The organism is Veillonella nakazawae, assembly GCF_013393365.1.
Taxonomy (GTDB): Bacteria; Bacillota; Negativicutes; order Veillonellales; family Veillonellaceae; genus Veillonella; species Veillonella nakazawae.
The window spans coordinates 1,169,035-1,189,273 of the sequence record NZ_AP022321.1 but is presented as its reverse complement, the minus strand read 5'-3'; the positions used below and the strand labels follow the sequence as shown (position 1 = coordinate 1,189,273).

General features: G+C 37.6%; 18 protein-coding genes. 16 read left to right on the top strand and 2 right to left on the bottom strand.

The features are described from left to right. Positions 1-3 precede the first annotated feature (3 nt). The 15 genes from VEIT17_RS05390 to tnpA (VEIT17_RS05320) all read left to right on the top strand — a co-directional run bounded on the left by VEIT17_RS05390 (position 4) and on the right by tnpA (VEIT17_RS05320) (position 14,556). A complete protein-coding gene (locus VEIT17_RS05390) occupies positions 4-987 on the top strand; it encodes a 3'-5' exonuclease (RefSeq protein ID WP_060924698.1) in 984 nt (327 codons plus the stop codon). Between the two features lie 70 nt (positions 988-1,057). Beyond that, the gene (locus tag VEIT17_RS05385) at positions 1,058-2,449 is read left to right on the top strand and encodes an aminopeptidase (RefSeq protein WP_178885121.1); all 1,392 of its coding nucleotides are present in this window, start codon (positions 1,058-1,060) and stop codon (positions 2,447-2,449) included. 50 nt (positions 2,450-2,499) lie between these two features. Beyond that, positions 2,500-2,877 carry a hypothetical protein gene (locus VEIT17_RS05380; protein ID WP_178885119.1) on the top strand — a complete coding sequence of 126 codons (378 nt, stop codon included), beginning with the start codon at positions 2,500-2,502 and terminating at the stop codon, positions 2,875-2,877. A gap of 131 nt (positions 2,878-3,008) precedes the next feature. Continuing rightward, a complete protein-coding gene (locus tag VEIT17_RS05375) occupies positions 3,009-3,986 on the top strand; it encodes an ABC transporter substrate-binding protein (protein WP_178885118.1) in 978 nt (325 codons plus the stop codon). 24 nt (positions 3,987-4,010) lie between these two features. Beyond that, positions 4,011-4,991: an ABC transporter substrate-binding protein gene (locus VEIT17_RS05370; protein ID WP_178885117.1), complete on the top strand. Its 981-nt coding sequence runs from the start codon at positions 4,011-4,013 to the stop codon at positions 4,989-4,991. Positions 4,992-5,002: 11 nt separating this feature from the next. Further along, positions 5,003-5,875 carry an ABC transporter permease gene (locus VEIT17_RS05365; RefSeq protein WP_178885115.1) on the top strand — a complete coding sequence of 291 codons (873 nt, stop codon included), beginning with the start codon at positions 5,003-5,005 and terminating at the stop codon, positions 5,873-5,875. 13 nt (positions 5,876-5,888) lie between these two features. After that, positions 5,889-6,686 carry an ABC transporter ATP-binding protein gene (locus VEIT17_RS05360; RefSeq protein ID WP_178885113.1) on the top strand — a complete coding sequence of 266 codons (798 nt, stop codon included), beginning with the start codon at positions 5,889-5,891 and terminating at the stop codon, positions 6,684-6,686. 171 nt (positions 6,687-6,857) lie between these two features. Then, positions 6,858-7,124, top strand: a complete 267-nt coding sequence (gene rpsO, locus VEIT17_RS05355) for a 30S ribosomal protein S15 (RefSeq protein WP_005386879.1) — start codon at positions 6,858-6,860, stop codon at positions 7,122-7,124. Positions 7,125-7,533: 409 nt separating this feature from the next. Then, on the top strand, positions 7,534-9,603 hold the full coding sequence (locus tag VEIT17_RS05350; protein ID WP_178885111.1) for a polyribonucleotide nucleotidyltransferase: 2,070 nt from the start codon (positions 7,534-7,536) through the stop codon (positions 9,601-9,603). Positions 9,604-9,613: 10 nt separating this feature from the next. Next, entirely contained in the window at positions 9,614-10,063 is a 450-nt protein-coding gene (gene dut, locus VEIT17_RS05345; protein ID WP_024066377.1) for a dUTP diphosphatase, read from the top strand. Between the two features lie 217 nt (positions 10,064-10,280). After that, entirely contained in the window at positions 10,281-10,742 is a 462-nt protein-coding gene (tnpA, locus tag VEIT17_RS05340; protein WP_005380067.1) for an IS200/IS605 family transposase, read from the top strand. 284 nt (positions 10,743-11,026) lie between these two features. After that, positions 11,027-11,491 (top strand): IS200/IS605 family transposase, encoded by a 465-nt coding sequence (gene tnpA / locus VEIT17_RS05335; RefSeq protein WP_178885105.1) that lies wholly within the window; start codon positions 11,027-11,029, stop codon positions 11,489-11,491. Between the two features lie 519 nt (positions 11,492-12,010). After that, a complete protein-coding gene (locus VEIT17_RS05330; RefSeq protein ID WP_178885109.1) occupies positions 12,011-12,544 on the top strand; it encodes an NUDIX hydrolase in 534 nt (177 codons plus the stop codon). 21 nt (positions 12,545-12,565) lie between these two features. Continuing rightward, positions 12,566-13,738 (top strand): phosphopentomutase, encoded by a 1,173-nt coding sequence (locus VEIT17_RS05325; protein ID WP_178885107.1) that lies wholly within the window; start codon positions 12,566-12,568, stop codon positions 13,736-13,738. Positions 13,739-14,091: 353 nt separating this feature from the next. Further along, the gene (gene tnpA / locus VEIT17_RS05320) at positions 14,092-14,556 is read left to right on the top strand and encodes an IS200/IS605 family transposase (RefSeq protein WP_178885105.1); all 465 of its coding nucleotides are present in this window, start codon (positions 14,092-14,094) and stop codon (positions 14,554-14,556) included. Positions 14,557-14,729: 173 nt separating this feature from the next. Here tnpA (VEIT17_RS05320) and VEIT17_RS05315 read toward each other — a convergent pair whose 3' ends face one another. Then, a complete protein-coding gene (locus VEIT17_RS05315; protein WP_178885103.1) occupies positions 14,730-16,934 on the bottom strand; it encodes an RNA ligase in 2,205 nt (734 codons plus the stop codon). Positions 16,935-17,071: 137 nt separating this feature from the next. Next, on the bottom strand, positions 17,072-17,332 hold the full coding sequence (rpsT, locus tag VEIT17_RS05310) for a 30S ribosomal protein S20 (protein ID WP_009351773.1): 261 nt from the start codon (positions 17,330-17,332) through the stop codon (positions 17,072-17,074). A gap of 273 nt (positions 17,333-17,605) precedes the next feature. On the opposite strand from rpsT, the gene polA reads away from it, so the two are divergent. Next, positions 17,606-20,227: a DNA polymerase I gene (polA, locus tag VEIT17_RS05305; RefSeq protein WP_178885101.1), complete on the top strand. Its 2,622-nt coding sequence runs from the start codon at positions 17,606-17,608 to the stop codon at positions 20,225-20,227. Positions 20,228-20,239: the final 12 nt, after the last annotated feature.

Genomic DNA, 20,239 nt, shown 5'->3' with positions numbered 1-20,239 from the left:
CATATGAACTATATTGTATTTGATTTAGAGTGGAATCAACCCTATAGCAATGACATTAGCTTTATGAAGCGCACAAAAATGCCACTAACAGGGGAAATCATTCAAATCGGAGCGGTAAAACTGAATGAAAAGATGGACATTGTAGATCATTTTACAATGTTCATCAAACCACAATACCTGCCACGGATGCATAAACATGTCCGTGAATTGACAGGTATTACATCACGAGAACTCGATCATGGTGTGCCCTTTAAGACGGCTATGCAGCACTTTCAAAACTGGTGTGGTGATGAGTATATGTTGTTATCTTGGGGGTCTGATGACATTCTCATATTGCGTGAAAATCTAATGCTTCATAGGATGAAAGCTTTATCTTATGATCAATGGGTAGATGCACAGATGATTTATGCTTATCAGCGATATGGTACGAGTCAACAGTATTCTGTGGCTCATGCCATGGAGGACCTAAATATATCTACGGAGCATTTATCTGCTCATAATGCATTACATGATGCTGTATTTACGGCTCATATATGTCAAAAGCTAGATATACAACAAGGTATTTTACATTATGATCTAATTCGAAAGGAAAGCAGTAATCCTTTCTTATATCCACCAATTTTAACGTTCTTTATGTATGAGAACTTTCCTGAAAAGAAGCGCATTGTTCATGATAGAAGGGTTCGATTATCATTCTGCCCGTATTGTCAGACCCGCTTGGAAATGACGCGGCCAGAACGATTGCAAGGTGATAAGCATCTCGCTATAGGCGTTTGTCCTAAACATGGCGATTTTGCAGTGCAACTTAAAGTTGGAAAATATACGATTAAGTCCGGCAGTACTAAATTCTACGTTACAAAGGTATTAACGCATTGTACGGACGAAATTCGTTCTCTATATACTCAGAAGTCTGAAATTAATCGAGAGAAAGAGCGAAAATATTTGGAATTTCGCCGGGCGGAACTTGAAAAGGACCGCCAAAAATAATTTTATTAATTCCTGTTCACATCTATAGTTTTTTAATTATTAGCTTGTGAGCATTTAGAAAGGATAGATTATGGAACGCAAATATGCATGGCATAATTACGACGATGCCACTATGGAAAAGGTATATGCCTTAAGTGATACATATCGTCAATTTTTAGATAATGGTAAAACAGAACGGGAATGCGTAGTGCAGGCCGTTGAATTTGCAGAAGCAAAAGGATATGTAAATTTAAAAGATATTATTAAATCCAATACGCCAATTAAAGCAGGAGACAAGCTTTATTACACACATATGGATAAATCCATTGCTTTATTTAATATTGGTACTGATGATATTGAATTGGGTATGAATATCTTAGGTGCTCATATTGACTCTCCACGTATCGATGTAAAACAAAACCCACAATATGAAGATAGCAATCTTGTATTTTGGGATACTCATTACTATGGAGGCATTAAAAAATACCATTGGGTTGCTATGCCTCTTGCTATTCATGGCGTTGTAGTAAAAACAGATGGTACTCGTATCAACATCAATATTGGGGATAACGAAAATGATCCTGTATTCTGCATTACAGATTTGTTACCGCATTTGGGACAAGAGCAAATGCAAAAGAATGCAGCTAAGGTAATTGAAGGGGAAGCTCTTGATTTACTCATAGGCAGTCGTCCTGTAAAAGATGAAGAAAAAGAAGGGGTTACTAAATTTATTAACAACCTGCTTGAAAAAGAATATGGCTTTGTAGAACGTGATTTATTATCTGCAGAGCTCGAAATTGTACCAGCAGGTAAGGCGCGTGATATGGGCTTTGATCGTTCCATGGTTATGGCCTATGGTCAAGACGATCGCGTATGCGCGTACACATCTTTAGTGGCTATGCTTGAAGTAGACAATGTTAAACGTACTACTTGTTGCTTGCTTGTAGATAAAGAAGAAATTGGTTCTGTAGGCGCCACTGGTATGCAATCTCGTTTCTTTGAAAATGCAGTAGCAGAAGTTCTCACACTTATGGGTAAACCTAATTCTGTAAGTGTACGACGCACATTGGAAAATTCTCGTATGTTATCTTCCGATGTTAGCGCTGGCTATGATCCGCTATATGCGTCTGCGTATGAAAAGAAAAATGCTTCTTACCTTGGTATGGGGGTAGTATTCAATAAATTTACTGGCTCTCGCGGTAAAGCTGGCTCTAATGATGCCAATGCTGAATACATGGGCTTTATTCGTCGTGTTATGGAATCTAATAATGTAACATACCAAACTGCAGAGCTTGGTAAGGTTGATCTCGGCGGTGGTGGTACCATTGCTTATATCATGGCATTATACGGTATGAATGTTATCGACTGTGGCGTGGCTGTGCTTAGTATGCATGCTCCATGGGAGGTTACATCCAAGGCAGATATTTACGAGGCTAAACAATGCTATGTTGCGTTCTTAAATGCAGCTGATGAATCAATCTAAAATTATGGGGCTTTCACCATTGGTGAAAGTCCATTCTATGTGAGGTATATATGAATCAAACAGATTTAGGCGCAGCCATAGAGGCAGCGAAGGGAGAGGCTACAGAGGTTAAGACTGTAAAGGTCGATATCTTTGATATTCCTGAAACAAAGGCAGAAGAGTATATTGCTAATCGTGAAGAGGTAGCAGAAGCTGCAGCACAAGTTATGAAGCCTTACTGTGTAACGGTAAAACGTGAAACATTAGATCCTGAAGAAGGGGAGGCTGTGGTTGGTTATTATGTAACGGGTGAAATTTTAATGTGTGTCATCCTCGATCCATTTGAAGTGCCCGTTATGAAGGTAGCTCTTGATAAAGGGACCCTTAAAGACTATATTTTAGCGGCCAATGAGCTAACAGAAGATATGTTAGCATCTCTTGAAAAATAAGAGGATTTCATATTTTTATGTGTCCTATAAATGGACAAATGTAAAATACTTTAATCTGCTACATTGATGTAGTAAAGAAATTTGTTTATAATAGATGTATTATAGTCATTGCAGATAGGAAGGAAATCCCCATGAATTTAAAAAAAGGTATTGCCCTAGCGCTCACGGCGGCAGCATTAATGGCATTTACAGGCTGTGGCTCCAATGGAACAACTTCGAATGGTGAATACAAGGTTGGCGTAGTACAACTGGTAGAACATCCTGCACTTGATGCAGCAAACAAAGGTTTTGTTGATGCTCTAAAAGAAAAGGGCTTAGCTGATAAAATCACCTTTGACCAACAAAATGCACAAGCAGATCAATCTAATTTGAACAGCATTGCACAGCGTTTTGTATCTGATCGCAAAAACTTAATCTTAGCGATTGCAACACCGGCAGCGCAATCTATGGCGAATGCAACTCATGATATTCCAATCTTGGGTACTGCTATCACTGATTACGAAGCGGCTAAACTTGTTAAATCTAATGAAAAACCTGGTGGTAACGTGTCTGGTACATCCGATATGAATCCAGTAGAACAACAAGTTGATTTAATTTTACAAGTATTGCCGAATGCAAAAACTATCGGCACAATTTATAGCTCTAGTGAAGTAAACTCTCAAATTCAAGTTGAGAAAATGAAAGCTTACGCAGCTACAAAAGGTATTAAGGTTGAAGAGGTTACCGTTTCCAATGTAAACGATATTCAACAAGCAGCACAAAATCTTGTATCTCAACGTGTAGACGCAATTTATGTGCCAACAGATAATGTAGTAGCTTCTGCGATGAGCAATCTTGTAGCGATTACCGATCCAGCAAAAATCCCTGTATTTGGCGGTGAAGATAACCACGTAAAAGGTGGTGCCGTAATGTCCTTGTCCGTAGATTACTACAAACTTGGATACCAAACAGGTTTAATGGCAGCTAAAATTTTAACTGGTGAAGCTAAAGTTGAAGATATGCCTATTGAAATGCAAAAAGAATTTAAATTAGTTGTAAGTAAAGATAAATTACAAAAATTGGGCATCACATTACCAGAAGAATTGATGAACAAAGCAACTATGATTTAATACACAACTGGTAAGGAGTTACATATGAACTGGAAAAAAGGTATTGCAGTAGCACTTAGTGCTATCTCTATTATGGCAATGGTAGCTGGTTGCGGTTCCAACACAGCAACTAATGATCAAAAGAAAATCGGCGTTATTCAATTGGTAGAACATCCATCCCTTGATGCTGCTAACAAAGGCTTTGTTGATGGCCTTGCATCTAAAGGTTATAAAGATGGGGAAAACATCAAATTAGACCAACAAAATGCTCAAGCTGACCAATCCAATTTGAATAGTATTGCTCAACGCTTTGTATCTGATAAAAAAGATTTAGTATTAGCCATTGCAACGCCAGCAGCACAAACTATGGCAAATGCTTCTCATGATATTCCTATCATGGGTACTGCTATTACAGACTACGTTACAGCGAAACTCGTTCAATCTAACGAACATCCAGGTGGTAATGTATCTGGTACATCTGATATGACACCTGTAGAAAAAGAGGTTGACCTTATTATTGCATTAGTACCAAATGTAAAACGTATTGGTGCTATTTACACATCTTCTGAAATCAACTCCCAACTTCAAGTTGAAAAAATGAAAGCTTATGCAGCTACTAAAGGTATCACTGTTGTAGAAGCAACTGTTTCTAATGTAAATGATATCCAACAAGCGGCTACAAATCTTGTAAACCAAGATGTACAAGCAATTTATACACCAACTGATAATGTATTGGCATCTGCTATGGCTAACTTAGCTCAAATTACTGATGCTGCTAAAATTCCAGTATTTGCTGCTGATGAAGGTATGACAATGACTGGTGGTGTGGCAACATATTCTGTGGACTACTATAAATTAGGTTATCAAACTGGTTTAATGGCTGCAAAAGTGCTTTCTGGTGAAGCTAAAATTTCTGATTTAGCCATTGAAACACAAAAAGATATTAAGTTAACTGTTAACGAAGAACGTGCTAAAAAATTAGGTATCACAATTCCTGAAGCACTTCGTAAAGATATGAAACAATAGAGGAGATTTTGATGTTAGATTTAGTGGTAGGCACCATAACAACAGGCCTTTTATGGTCTTTGTTAGCGGTTGGTGTTTTCATTACCTTCCGTGTATTAGATGTGGCTGACTTAACCGTAGAAGGTACGTTCCCAATGGGGGCAGCCATTTCTGCAATTTTAATTACAAGTGGTATGAACCCAATCCTATCTATCTTGATTGCCGGCATTGGCGGTATGGCCGCAGGTGCTGTAACAGGTTGGATTCATACAAAATTGAAGATTCCTGCATTGTTAGCTGGTATCTTAACAATGATTGCTTTATATTCCATTAATCTTCATATTATGGGGAAAGCTAACGTATCCTTGCTTCGTATGGATACCATTTATTCAATTATCGGTAGTGTACTCCACACAGCAAATATGTGGTCTGCAGCTATCGTAGGTGTTATCGTAGCTGTTGTAGTATGCTTACTATTATTCTGGTTCTTTGGTACAGAAATTGGTACAGCATTACGTGCAACAGGTGTTAACCCTCAAATGATTCGTGCTCAAGGTGTAAATACTGACAACATGATCGTTCTAGGTCTTTTGATTTCCAACGGTTTTGTTGGTATGTCTGGTGCATTGATTGGTCAATTCCAAGGCTTTGCCGACGTAGGTATGGGTATTGGTACTATCGTAATTGGTTTGGCTTCCGTAATTATCGGTGAGGTAGTATTTGGTACAAAATCCTTCGTACGTAGCCTCATTGCTGTAGTACTTGGTTCTATCGTATATCGTATCGTTATTGCAGCTGTACTTTATATGGGTATGCCACCAAACGATTTGAAATTATTCACTGCTATTCTTGTTGCCATCGCGCTTTCCTTGCCTACATTGAAAGCAAAATGGTTGGCTCGCTAAGGAGGGGGACACTATGTTAGAAGTAAAAAATATGGTAAAAACCTTCTTTAAGGGCACAATCAATGAAAAAACTGCTCTTCAAGGTATTGATCTTCGATTAGAAGAAGGCGATTTCTGTACTGTAATCGGTGGTAATGGTGCTGGTAAAAGTACGTTGCTAAACTCCATTGCTGGTGTATTTCCAGTAGATGAAGGCTCCATTACAATCAATGATATTGATGTCACAAAAATGCCAGAATACAAACGTGCTAAATACATTGGTCGTGTATTCCAAGATCCTATGGTTGGTACGGCAGGTAATATGCAAATAGAGGAAAACTTGATTCTTGCTATGCGCCGTGGTAAAAACTTAGGTCTTAAATGGGCTTTCAAAGATAGTGAACAAGCATTCTTTAAGGAACGCCTTGCATTATTAGGTTTAGGCCTTGAAGATCGTTTGTCTGCTCGTATGGGCTTATTATCTGGTGGTCAACGCCAATCTATTACATTATTAATGGCAACTATGCTTCGTCCAGAGCTTTTATTGCTAGACGAACATACAGCGGCCCTTGACCCTAAGACGGCAGAAAATGTTTTGCAATTAACAGATAAACTTGTATCAGAACATAACTTAACAACTCTTATGATTACTCATAATATGCGCGATGCATTGCGCTTTGGTAATCGCCTCATCATGATGGATGCTGGTCGCATTATCTATGATGTAAAAGGGGACGAAAAGAAAAAATTAACAGTTGCCGATTTATTACAAAAATTCGAAGTAGCTGGAGAAAATGCATTGAGCGACCGCATGGTACTTGGTGCAAAATAATAGAAGAGGGCTGTGGCCCTCTTTTATTTATTTACTGTATTTATTCTTTACAAGATAAGGTAGATACTGTATACTAAATAAGGTCGTAAGACATATCGTAAGCGAAGTATTCGAATCTCCAACGGTTACTTAAGCTTATCGGGATTATTTATTTTTTAGGAGGTAACATTAATGTTAACTACAGAAGCTAAATTAGCAGTAATTAAAGAATACGCTACTCATGAAGGTGACACTGGTTCTCCAGAAGTACAAGTTGCGATTTTAACAAGCCGCATCCAATACTTAACAGATCACTTGAAAGAACACAAAAAAGACCATCATTCCCGTCGTGGTTTGTTGAAATTGGTTGGTCAACGCCGTAACATGCTTGACTATCTTCGTCGTAAAGATATCGAACGTTACCGTTCCCTTATCGAACGTCTTGGTCTTCGTAAATAATAAAATTAGCCGTCCTATTGGACGGCTTTTTTATTTTATTTCTCTATGTTATAATAACGTTAGGCAAAGGGAAACGAATGCCGATATTCAATTGTGGCAACACAAAAAAAGGACAGAGCGGCAACTCTGTCCTTTTTTATTGTGCTAGTTGCTATCTAAATCTACTATCTAGCCACTTGATGATGTAATGGCAAGTTACACCACCTATGATAGAGATTATAAGGGAAATGAGATATTCAATCACGACAACACCTCCTTTCTGTTGCCAGAATAGGAGTTAGCAACAACTAGAGTATAACATAATAGTATGAACTAACGTATACTATAATTAATTGAAAATAGCTTATTTTTTCTTGATGATATATAATAAGAAGGTATACATATAAGAAGATTTTTAGGAGGAATAGGAATGGAACAATTCCAAATGGACCTAGCTGGTCGTATGCTTACGATCGAGACTGGGGAACTTGCAAAACAAGCTGGCGGTGCCGTAATGGTTGGTTACGGTGATACTCGTGTACTCGTTACTGCTACAGGTTCTAAAGAGGCGAAGGATATCGATTTCTTCCCACTTACAGTAGACTATGAAGAAAAAATGTACGCTGTTGGTCGTTTACCAGGTGGCTTCATTAAACGTGAAGCGCGTCCACCTGAATCTGCGATTTTGAATAGCCGTTTGATTGACCGTCCTATTCGTCCATTATTTGATAAAGGTGTACGTAATGAAGTACACGTAGTGGCAACTGTTATGTCCGTTGATCAAGATTGCGATCCAGCAATCTGTGGTATGATTGGCGCTTCAGCTGCTTTATCCATTTCTGATATTCCTTGGAATGGTCCTATTGCAGGCGTTCGTATGGGGCGTATCAACGGTGAATTTGTTGTGAACCCAACAAAAGAACAATTAGAAGCAACAGATCTTAATATCGTTGTAGCTGGTACAAAAGATGCTATCCTCATGGTTGAAGGTGGTGCTCAAGAGGTTCCAGAAGAAACTATTCTTGAAGTCATCATGGCAGCTCATGAAGAAATCAAAAAAATCGTAGCTTTCCAAGAAGATATGAAAGCAAAAGTGGGCAAGGAAAAACGCGTATTTGAAAGCAAAGACGTGCCAGCTGAAATCGCTGATGCAGTTCGTGCGTATGGTCATGATAAACTTGATGCAGCAGTACGTTGTGCAGATAAACAACAACGTGATGCGCAAGAAAGCGAAGTACGTGCCGATGTATTAGCTCACTTTGAAGAAATCTACCCAGATAACTTGGCGGATGTAAATAAAGCATTTGACGCAATGACAAAAGAAATCGTGCGTCATATGATTACAGTAGAAAAAATCCGTCCAGATGGCCGTAAACTTGATGAAGTTCGTCCAATCTCTTGCCGTACAGGTGTATTACCTCGTACACATGGTTCTGGCTTATTTACTCGTGGTCAAACTCAAGTATTGAACGTTGCTACTGTAGCTCCATTGTCTGAAACTCAAACAATTGATGGCATTGGTTTAGAAACAGAAAAACGTTACATTCACCACTATAATTTCCCATCCTTCTCCGTAGGTGAAACTCGTTCCTCTCGTGGTCCTGGTCGCCGTGAAATTGGTCATGGTGCGTTGGCTGAACGTGCATTGGTACCTGTAATTCCTAGTGAAGAAGAATTCCCATATGCATTGCGCTTAGTATCTGAAGTATTGGAATCCAATGGTTCTAGCTCCATGGCATCTGTATGTGGTTCCACATTATCCTTGATGGATGCTGGTGTACCTATTAAAGCTCCTGTAGCTGGTATCGCTATGGGTCTCGTAACTCAAGGCGAACACTACACAATCTTAACTGATATTCAAGGCATGGAAGATGCTCTTGGTGACATGGACTTTAAAGTGGCTGGTACAGCAAAAGGTGTAACAGCAATTCAAATGGATATTAAAATTTCCGGCTTATCTCGTGAAATCCTTCATGAAGCATTAGAACAAGCTCATAAAGGCCGTATGCATATCATGGGTATCATGCTTGATACAATTGCTGAACCACGTCAACAAATGTCTCAATACGCTCCACGTATTATTACAATGAAAATTGATCCAGATAAGATTCGTGATGTAATTGGTTCTGGCGGTAAAGTAATTCGTGGTATCATCGATGAAACAGGTGCAAAAATCGACATCGAAGATGATGGCACAGTATTCATCGCTTCTGTAGATCAAGATGGTGCTGCTAAAGCACAACAAATCATTGAAAACCTTACTAAAGAGGTTGAAGTAGGTGAAGTATACCTTGGTAAAGTAACTCGTTTGATGGCATTTGGTGCTTTTGTAGAAGTATTACCAGGTAAAGAAGGTCTTGTACACATTTCCAAACTTGCGAAAGAACGCGTTGAAAATGTAGAAGACGTAGTAAATGTAGGCGATGAGATTATGGTAAAAGTTATCGAAATCGATAAACAAGGCCGTATCAACTTGTCCCGTAAAGATTGTTTAAAATAAGAGGTGTTATATGGATATTCGTGGCTTTGAAGTAGTTTCTGCTTTTGAAGAACAAGATATCAATTTACCGACACGTAAAACAACAGAAAGCGCAGGCTATGATATTGAATGCGCTGAAGCTGTTACTTTAGAACCAGGTCAAGTAGTATTAGTGCCAACAGGTATTAAAGCTTTCATGGCATACGATGAATACCTTGCCATTCACATTCGTTCTAGTATGGCCATTAAACGCCATCTAGCACTTGTAAATAGTACAGGCATTATCGACAGCGATTATTATAATAATGAGGACAATGAAGGTCATATCATGATCGCTTTACTCAATTATGGTAAAGAAACAGTTTCCCTTGAAAAAGGTGAACGCGTAGCGCAAGGTATTTTCTCTAAATACCTTATCACTAACGATGACGATGCTACAGGCATTCGTACAGGTGGTATTGGTAGCACTGGTGCTATGTAAACAACATACAATTCTAAATAGAATGGTGAAAGCCGCTCAACTAAAGTTGGGCGGCTTTTTCTAATTATTGTCTTTAGACTGGTTCGCGACGTAGTCGCGAATCATTAAACCACCCGCTATGCGGGTGCGGCAACGAAAGTTATACAAAAAAATCACCTTGCTTAAGTATAATGTAGGTGTTCAAGCCGCATTATATGCAAAAGAAAGGTGATTTTATATGGCAACAAAGACACAGAGCCTTGCGCACACAAAATGGTTATGCAAATACCACATAGTATTTACACCTAAGTATAGACGTAAAGTTATATATAATCAATACAGAAATAGTTTACGTGAAATACTGAGACGTTTGTGTGAATATAAGGGCGTCAAGATTATAGAGGGGGAGCTTATGGCAGATCATGTGCATATGCTAGTATTAATCCCACCTAAAATATCAGTTTCATCTTTTATGGGATATCTAAAGGGTAAAAGTGCACTAATGATGTTCGATAAACACGCAAACTTAAAGTATAAATTTGGAAATAGACACTTTTGGTCCGAGGGATATTATGTAAGTACGGTAGGTTTAAATGAAGCTACCGTAAAAAAATATATACGTGAGCAAGAGTTACATGACCAGATGAAAGATAAACTTAGTGTAAAAGAATATGAGGACCCTTTTAAGGGTAGCAAGTAATACATATCCCCTTTAAGGGGAGCGTTACGAGTCAATGGCTATGCGGCTTGAACGTAGTGAAAGCCAGCGCCTTTAGACGCTGGCCTAGTACTACGGGCTTATAGCCCGTGAGCAAACCACCCGTTTTACGGGTGGTTCTGATTGTACGCCGAATAGGCATGACTAAACCCCCAGTTAAACTGGGGGTCGGTAAAAAATTCTTAGAGAAAAGGAAAGAACCTCCTAGTGATAGAATGAAGTTGGTCTGGCAACCACAACATTTCAACATAGGAGGTTCAATGTCAATGAATGACGTAAAAAGCTTATCACATAGTAAATGGAGATGTAAATATCATATTGTTTTTGCTCCAAAGTATAGAAGACAAATAATTTACGGTCGGATAAAAGCTGATGTAGGTAAAATCTTACGAGATTTATGTAAGAGAAAAAATGTAGAGATAATAGAAGCGGAATGCTGTCCGGATCATATTCATATGCTAGTAACGATACCACCACATTTAAGCGTATCGAGTTTTATGGGATATTTAAAAAGTAAAAGTAGCCTCATGATATTCGATAAACACGCAAATTTAAAATATAAGTATGGAAATAGACATTTCTGGTGTAGAGGATATTATGTGGATACGGTAGGACGATATGAAGGAGCGATAAAAGAGTATATTCGCAATCAACAACAAGAGGATATAGCGCAAGATACATTAAACTTTAAAGAATATACCGACCCGTTTACGGGTGAGCCAGTAAAATAGGCAAAATAAAAGCCCCCGAGTAGGGGTCAGCCAGTGGTAATAGAGTGGTTGTCAGATCATTCAATGCCCTCTTTAGAGGGCCACCACTAGAGAAAGACCCTTATAGGGTCAGAGCAAACCACCCGTTCTACGGGTGGTTATGATAAAATTTTTTAAATTAATTATTAACACACACGGATACGTGTATTATAATTACATCATAAGGTGAAAGATATCACCAACATGTAGAACGGAAAGTCTTAGATTCTAATAGCAATCCTATAACATAAAAAGCTTGATTAAGATGAGTATAGAATCTAGTATAATTTAATAGTTATCGTTCATAAACGATTTATAAGGTTAGACACTAGCAGCAATCCATTGATTAAATAACCAGAAAAAGTGATTTTGGAGACCTTTTGGTCTAGAGTATCGTGTCTAGTTTGACTATTGGAACCTTATTTTTGTGTACATAATTTGTGCTATAATGAAGAGTAGGTTTTATAAGGTAACAATCATTTTATATACGAGGAATCATATATGGCAATTAGCAAAGAGATACAAAAATCTAGCGAAATGAAATTTGATGGTAAACTAATTAAAGTTACTTATGATATAGCTGATGTTAATGGTAATGAAGCGTGGCGAGAGGTAGTTCATCATCCAGGGGCAACTGCGATTGTAGTTGTTACGGAAGATAATAAAATCGTAATGGAGCGCCAATTCCGTTATGCTCTGCAACAGCCTATGCTTGAAATTCCAGCAGGTAAATTGGATCCTAATGAAGAGCCTCTAACTTGTGCTAAACGTGAGTTAGCAGAGGAGACAGGATATCGTGCTAACGAGTGGATTCCATTAGGTACTATTGCAACAAGTCCTGGTTTCTGTAATGAAGTATTACATTTATATTTAGCAAAAGATCTCACTATGGGTGAAACTAATTGGGATCCCGACGAGTATGTAGAGCTTGAGTATTTTACTTTGCCTGAATTATTAGAGGCAATTAAGGGTGAACAAATTAAGGATAGTAAATCTTTGGCAGCCCTTATGCTTGCTATGCCGTACCTCAAATAGTATTACGTAATAGGAGGATATATGTTTAAACGAATTATCCTATTAGTTATGGACTCTGTTGGTATCGGTCATGCTGCTGATGCTACAAAATTTGGTGATGAAGGTTCTAATACATTAGGTCATATTGAATCGACGGCTGGTCAGATTCATTGTCCTAATTTAAAATCTATTGGCTTAGATCAAATTGCTGATATTTCTGATACTGGTGAAAGCATTAAAGGTGCTTTTGGCCGCATGGCTGAGCTCAGTACTGGTAAAGATACGACTAGTGGTCATTGGGAGATGATGGGGCATCCTGTTACCGTTCCATTCCCAACCTTTTACGAAGGTTTTCCAAAAGAATTAATGGATACTTTCACAAAGGAAACGGGATATGGTTATTTAGGTAATGAAGTTGCATCTGGGACAGAAATTATTGAGCGTCTGGGAGCAGAGCACATCAAAACAGGTAAGCCTATTGTATATACCTCGGCAGATTCTGTATTTCAAATTGCCGCCCATGAGGATGTGATCCCTCTAGAGGAACTATATCGTATATGTCAAATTACCCGTGATAAGGTTTGCGTTGGTGATTATTATGTAGGCCGTATCATCGCTCGTCCATTCGTAGGTGAGCTTGGCAGTTTTGTACGTACCTCAAATCGTCATGATTATAGTCGTATGCCAGAGAAAAAGATGGTACAACAAGAGTTACAAGATGCAGGTGTACCAACCGTAGCCGTTGGGAAAATCGGAGATATTTATGCCCATGTAGGATGGGATGAAAGCTATCCAACAAAGACTAATTCCCATGGCATGAATATTGTTCCATACTTACTTGGCTCCTCTTTTGAGCATGGACTAATGATGGTTAACCTTGTTGAATTTGATAGCTTATATGGTCATCGCAGAAATGTAGATGGATACAAACGGGCTATTGAGGACTTTGATTACCAACTAGGCGGCTTATTGCAATTACTGAATGATGACGATTTACTACTCATCACCGCTGACCATGGAAACGATCCAACTTGGAAGGGAACCGATCATACTCGTGAATTAGTACCAATTCTTGGTTATAGTCCACGTATTGATGGCCCCATAGACCTTGGCGATAGAAAAACCTTTGCTGATATTGGGGAAACTATATTAGAAAACTTTGGTCTGAAACAATGGGGCATTGGAACATCATTCTTAGAGAAACTTAGTAAATAATTTTCTAATATGTTTTTTGTACTTTTAGGTTCAGAATCTATATTATTACCTATGTACGACACTGATATAATTTCAAAATAACAAAATAATATGCTATATATGAGATACTACCAGTTAAAAATAAATAGTTTTAACTGGTAGTATCTTTAAAATAGTTAGTTACATCATAAAGAACGACCAACTTATGTACATCATAAGTTGATCGTTTTTTTGTACGCCGAATAGGCATGACTAAACCCCCAGTTAAACTGGGGGTCGGTAAAAAATTCTTAGAGAAAAGGAAAGAACCTCCTAGTGATAGAATGAAGTTGGTCTGGCAACCACAACATTTCAACATAGGAGGTTCAATGTCAATGAATGACGTAAAAAGCTTATCACATAGTAAATGGAGATGTAAATATCATATTGTTTTTGCTCCAAAGTATAGAAGACAAATAATTTACGGTCGGATAAAAGCTGATGTAGGTAAAATCTTACGAGATTTATGTAAGAGAAAAAATGTAGAGATAATAGAAGCGGAATGCTGTCCGGATCATATTCATATGCTAGTAACGATACCACCACATTTAAGCGTATCGAGTTTTATGGGATATTTAAAAAGTAAAAGTAGCCTCATGATATTCGATAAACACGCAAATTTAAAATATAAGTATGGAAATAGACATTTCTGGTGTAGAGGATATTATGTGGATACGGTAGGACGATATGAAGGAGCGATAAAAGAGTATATTCGCAATCAACAACAAGAGGATATAGCGCAAGATACATTAAACTTTAAAGAATATACCGACCCGTTTACGGGTGAGCCAGTAAAATAGGCAAAATAAAAGCCCCCGAGTAGGGGTCAGCCAGTGGTAATAGAGTGGTTGTCAGATCATTCAATGCCCTCTTTAGAGGGCCACCACTAGAGAAAGACCCTTATAGGGTCAGAGCAAACCACCCGTTCTACGGGTGGTTATGATTACTTTATAGAAGTATATTTCTTATTTAATTATAGCAAGCCTTTACGCTCCATCATTTCTTTTATATTTAGTAAGGTGGATTTACAAACTACATCATATTCTAGTGTACTCAAGAAATCTGCAAATTTTCTATCATCTTCGTTTTTACAGTTTTCGTAAGGAATTTTACCATTTTGTTGATATGGTTCTAGAATCCGGTTACGTCGGTGCTTCCAAGTATTATAATAAGGACCTTTAAATTTTGTCATAAAGCCATTGCTATCAACTAGTACAAATCCTTCAGACTCATGATGTGAATTAAGTTCCTTATTTATGATGCTATTCAGTTCGTCCATTGTATTAACTTGTTGAATTGTTTTTACAATAGATATTAACTGAGTGTCATACTTTTTAAGGATGGAATCTAGTTCTGCTAGTCGCTCCCTAGAGAAAGATACATCAATATGCTTGCCATTTACATCTAACGTATTTTGAATCATATCAAGTACATAAAGATGGTCTTGGTCATATTTTATAATATGTGTATCTTCTTGACTAATGACTTCAAACATCATAGAACAGCTATTACGTTTTAATAACTCTTTGATTTCTTCTTGTAAGCTTGTAGGTAGTTTTTGGAATAAATTTTTAAACAGATCTACGTGCATACCTTCTGTAGTAGATTTAGAAGCAAAGACTAACTCATCATTAATAACACCAAGAATAGCGAGGTATCCATTTTCTTTAGTTCGAATTTCTACAGGGAAGGAGAGAGTATTAGCTAAATTATTTAACTCAGTTTCTGGTCGTTCATTGAGATTAAAGAATTTATTATAACTACGTAATTTCACATCTCCTGTCATGCGATCAACAAATAACCCTCGAGCCTGTACTGTATTTTCATTCCATAATCGTTTGTGGAATACACGTGAGGTAAAGTTCAAGGAATATAGGTTAGGGGAGCATTTTTTTACTTTTACTAATTTAGAATTACCTAAAATATTAATATCTTCATTTTGCGTGAAAATGACATGTTGTGTCATGTTTTGGTATTCATGGCGCATGTACTCTTTATCGTACACATCATTTTTAATACCATTTTTAGTAAAAGCATCTGCAGTAATATCAATGTATTTGAGTTCTCCACCAAACTCTACTTCTCCTTCTAAGCAGAAGGAACATTTACCATCCGGAACACCGCGATGACCATGAATTTGAATAAAGTCCTGACACATTCCTTTTTCATAATTTGTATCATATATTTTAGCAATATCTGTTTCGTAAGCTCCAAAACCATTTATAAAGGTAGAGGTAGCTATAAAGGTCATGTTAGGTACATAGGAAAGACCAGCATGGGATACTAAATATTTTTTGCCATGAAAGCTGAAAGGATAGCATTGACGAAGTGATTTATAAAAGAGGCGTAATTCTCGTTGAAGTGATTCTACATCTTTTTTCGTCATATCTTTTACGATAGGTGCCACTACTTCTTTCATAAATCGTTTGGAATGATCTAAGTTTGAATTGAATGCAAAGTTTGCAATATGTCGTTCGTGATTACCTTCCAACATAATCGTATTAGGCAATGTACTAAGACGCATCATTTCGTACATCATTTCTTTATTTTCAATACCGCGCTCCAAATAGTCGCCACAAAAGATATACAGTGTTTTTTCATCCCATGGAGTGATAGCTTGTTGTAATGCCGTGTAACAGCCGTGAATATCACCGATGACACGCACTCGTTCATATCGATTCGTTAAATTTACAGTAAAGTAATTGTTGATTTCATCGATAGAATTTATTTTCCTACAAAATTTTGGTAATGTAGTTGTTTTAATCATCTTGTGCATGCGTTGTATAACTTGCTCAGGTACTCGTTTGTAATCTGTTCGTGTAGCATTACGAGCTAAACATTCTTCTAATGAGGTATCTGGTTCGTAGTAATATACAGTATATTTATATTTGTTAAGCAATTCTTTATATGCATTAACAGCTTTAGATGTAGTGTGGGTAGCATCTAAAACGACAAAGTCGCCATTGCTCATTCGTTTCTCTAAGCAATCTAATAGGAGTTCCCAGGCCGGACCATTATCCTCTTGTGAAATATACCAGCCGTTTTCACCAAGGGAAGGGCTGCGTAATAGCATACGGAAATGATCGGCTTCTAAGGTGTAAGCCTCAAGATTGTTGTCACGAATCCACTGAGACTTACCACTAGCAGGAGCACCACGCATTAATAATAGTGTTCTCATAGTAATAGTCCTCTAATCTGCCCATAGGGTGTAATAAAATATAACTGTATAAAAAACGAAACAATCATTATATAAAAAAGGGCATAAAAAAACAGCCTCAACGGAAATCCGAGAGACTGTCTTACTTGCTTTTAAAATTATAAAGCGTTTACTTTAGCTGCAAGGTTGGATTTTTTGCGAGCTGCAGTGTTTTTATGAAGTACACCTTTGGAGGCTGCTTTATCAATTACGCTAGTAGCATGAACAAGTGCTTGTTTTGCTTCTTCTACTGCGCCTGCTTGAACAGCTTCTACGGTTTTACGACTTGCTGTACGGATTTGAGATTTTACAGCGGCGTTTTTCGCACGACGTTCAGCATCCGTTTTTACGCTTCTAATACTGGATTTAATGTTTGGCAATTGAGTCACCTCCTTAAAAATCGTTTCTTATACCTGAATGATTATATCATACCACATATTGATACGCAAGGACTTTTCAGCCCAATATTTTCCTTGTTAATATGAAGTATAAAACATTTTCTATTGTTATTTAACTATAGCATATAAGTCTGTTTTATGAAATCAAGATTATTAATATATTTGCTAGTGTTGTAATTAGTTATTTATTTTGATTTTAAAAGTTACTTAGCTCCCTTATGTTATAATAAAGGATAGAATTAAGCGAGGTGTATTATGAAAAAATTAATGATTATAGATGGCAGTAGTTTGTTATTCCGTGCATTTTTTGCATTACCACCGTTGAAGTCTGCTTTGGGGACTCCAACGAATGCGGTGTATGGTTTTTTAACAATGCTCATCAAATTGTATGAAGAAATTAATCCTGATTATATTGCAGTAGCTTTTGATAAAGGTCGTCAGACGTTCCGTACTGAAATGTACAGCGAATATAAAGGCAATCGTCCAGATGCACCAGAGGATTTACGTCCACAGTTTAGTCTTATTCAAGATGTATTAAAAGCTTTAGGTATTTGTGTTATTGAAGAAGAAGGCTTTGAAGGGGACGATATTCTAGGATCTTTAAGTAAGAAATTTGGTACATCAGAGATGGCTGTTCAAATTATTACTGGTGACCGCGATAATCTCCAGCTCGTTACAGAGCATAGTCACGTGTTCTTAACTAAAAAAGGTATTTCTGATATGTTAGAGGTTACTCTTGATAACATGGAAGAACTCTATGGCTATGGTCCTGATAAGGTTATCGAAATGAAAGCCCTTATGGGTGATTCCTCTGATAATATTCCAGGTGTACCAGGTGTAGGAGAAAAAACGGCTCTTAAATTGATTACAGAATACGGTGATCTTGAGTCCGTATATGACCATATCGAAGATATTTCCGGTAAGAAATTAAAAGAGCGACTCGTAGAAAATAAAGACTTAGCATTTTTATCTCGTGAATTGGCAACCATTAAGACAGATATGGACTTATCTTACAAGGTTGAAGATTTTGTACAAAATTTCCATACCTCTGAGGTACAGCCTTTATTCGAAACCTTGGGATTTACTAAATTAACGCCTCGTATCGTACAAGTAATGGGCGGAGAGGAAGCTGATTTTGGTGATCCTGGTTCTTTATTTGCTCCACAAGAGGAAATTTCTCTAGATGATTTAGCAGATGCTAAGGCTTTAACCTCTGATTTCTATACAGATAAAACGGTGGCAATACATGTTGTGCTAGATGGTAAAACCCCATTTAGAACAGTAACGAATGTGTATTTATCTAATGGTGATACTATTGTAAAAACAGATGATACTAAAGCTGTATTAGCGGTTTTACAAGGGGCAAATGCTATCGTTACTACTCAAACTAAAGAGATTATTGAAGCCTTTGGTGAAGATGCACCAGCCGAGATTTCTTTATTTAACGATGATAAAACTGCTCGTGTCCATGATATGTCTCTTCTTGCGTACTTGTTAGATCCTACGCGTACTAACTATGGTTATCTATATTTAACGGAACGTTTCTCCGTGCCAAGCATTGCTAGTGGTAGTGTAGATGTAGAATGCGTATCTATGGTAAAAGCTTTACTCGCTATGAACGAAGTAGCTTGTGAATCTGCACGCCGTGAAGAGCTTTGGTCTCTATATGAAACAATTGAGTTGCCATTGATTCATACTTTAGTAGTAATGGAGAAAAATGGCATTTATATTGATACAGAAAAATTAGCTGAAACTACGGCTCGTTTTAAAGAGGAACTAGCACAAGTACAGCAAGAGATTTACGATATCGCAGGGGAAACTTTCAACATTAACTCGCCTAAACAATTGGGTGTTATCTTGTTTGAAAAGATGAACTTACCAATCATTAAGAAAACTAAGACTGGCTATTCTACTGATGCAGAAGTACTTGATATGCTTCGTCATGAAAGTCCGATTGTAGAGAAAATCTTGGCATACCGTTCAGTAGCAAAATTAGTATCTACCTATTGTGAAGGCTTGGCGGTTCTTATTAATGATAAGACTAAGCGTATTCATACGACCTTTAATCAAATGGTTACCGCAACAGGACGTCTTAGCTCTTCTGACCCTAACTTACAAAATATTCCTGTCCGTACTGAAAAGGGTAGAGAAATTCGTGCCTTATTCTATCCAGGTGCAGGGTACGATACTTTGGTCAGTGCCGATTACTCTCAAATTGAGTTGCGTATCTTAGCTCACTTGTCTGGCGATGAGGCTTTAATTAAAGCCTTCGTTGACGGCAAGGATATTCACCGTTTTACTGCTGCGGAGGTACTAGGAAAATCTCAAGAGGATGTTACGAGTGAAGAGCGTTCCCATGCGAAGGCGATTAACTTCGGTATCATTTACGGTATTTCTGATTTTGGCTTGTCTCGTGACCTCGGTATTACACGGGGTGAAGCTAAAAACTATATTGATTTATACTTTAGCCGTTATCCGAAGGTTAAAGAGTATATGGATCGCATGGTTCAAGAAGCTCATGAAACTGGTAAGGTTCGTACTATGTTCGGCCGTCAACGTGAATTGCCTGATATTAACAGCCGTAACTTTAACCGTCGCTCCTTTGCAGAACGTACGGCAATGAATACACCAATTCAAGGCACAGCTGCTGATATTATCAAGTTGGCTATGAACCAAGTCGAGAAAAAGCTAGAAGATGGAAACTTTACATCTCGTCTTTTATTACAGGTACATGACGAACTTGTATTAGAAGTGGTCAATTCTGAATTAGAAGCAGTAGAAGAATTATTACGTACGACTATGCAATCTGTTGTGGAGTTACAAGTACCTCTTATTGTAGATGTACATCATGCGGAAAATTGGGCGTTAGTTAAATAATAGTTTTTTATA

Bases quoted from the DNA above. Each gene is read 5' to 3' on its own strand.
- VEIT17_RS05390 (WP_060924698.1), top strand. From the start codon at position 4: ATGAACTATATTGTATTTGATTTAGAGTGGAATCAACCCTATAGCAAT.
- VEIT17_RS05385 (WP_178885121.1), top strand. From the start codon at position 1,058: ATGGAACGCAAATATGCATGGCATAATTACGACGATGCCACTATGGAA.
- VEIT17_RS05380 (WP_178885119.1), top strand. From the start codon at position 2,500: ATGAATCAAACAGATTTAGGCGCAGCCATAGAGGCAGCGAAGGGAGAG.
- VEIT17_RS05375 (WP_178885118.1), top strand. From the start codon at position 3,009: ATGAATTTAAAAAAAGGTATTGCCCTAGCGCTCACGGCGGCAGCATTA.
- VEIT17_RS05370 (WP_178885117.1), top strand. From the start codon at position 4,011: ATGAACTGGAAAAAAGGTATTGCAGTAGCACTTAGTGCTATCTCTATT.
- VEIT17_RS05365 (WP_178885115.1), top strand. From the start codon at position 5,003: ATGTTAGATTTAGTGGTAGGCACCATAACAACAGGCCTTTTATGGTCT.
- VEIT17_RS05360 (WP_178885113.1), top strand. From the start codon at position 5,889: ATGTTAGAAGTAAAAAATATGGTAAAAACCTTCTTTAAGGGCACAATC.
- rpsO (WP_005386879.1), top strand. From the start codon at position 6,858: ATGTTAACTACAGAAGCTAAATTAGCAGTAATTAAAGAATACGCTACT.
- VEIT17_RS05350 (WP_178885111.1), top strand. From the start codon at position 7,534: ATGGAACAATTCCAAATGGACCTAGCTGGTCGTATGCTTACGATCGAG.
- dut (WP_024066377.1), top strand. From the start codon at position 9,614: ATGGATATTCGTGGCTTTGAAGTAGTTTCTGCTTTTGAAGAACAAGAT.
- tnpA (WP_005380067.1), top strand. From the start codon at position 10,281: ATGGCAACAAAGACACAGAGCCTTGCGCACACAAAATGGTTATGCAAA.
- tnpA (WP_178885105.1), top strand. From the start codon at position 11,027: ATGAATGACGTAAAAAGCTTATCACATAGTAAATGGAGATGTAAATAT.
- VEIT17_RS05330 (WP_178885109.1), top strand. From the start codon at position 12,011: ATGGCAATTAGCAAAGAGATACAAAAATCTAGCGAAATGAAATTTGAT.
- VEIT17_RS05325 (WP_178885107.1), top strand. From the start codon at position 12,566: ATGTTTAAACGAATTATCCTATTAGTTATGGACTCTGTTGGTATCGGT.
- tnpA (WP_178885105.1), top strand. From the start codon at position 14,092: ATGAATGACGTAAAAAGCTTATCACATAGTAAATGGAGATGTAAATAT.
- VEIT17_RS05315 (WP_178885103.1), bottom strand. From the start codon at position 16,934: ATGAGAACACTATTATTAATGCGTGGTGCTCCTGCTAGTGGTAAGTCT.
- polA (WP_178885101.1), top strand. From the start codon at position 17,606: ATGAAAAAATTAATGATTATAGATGGCAGTAGTTTGTTATTCCGTGCA.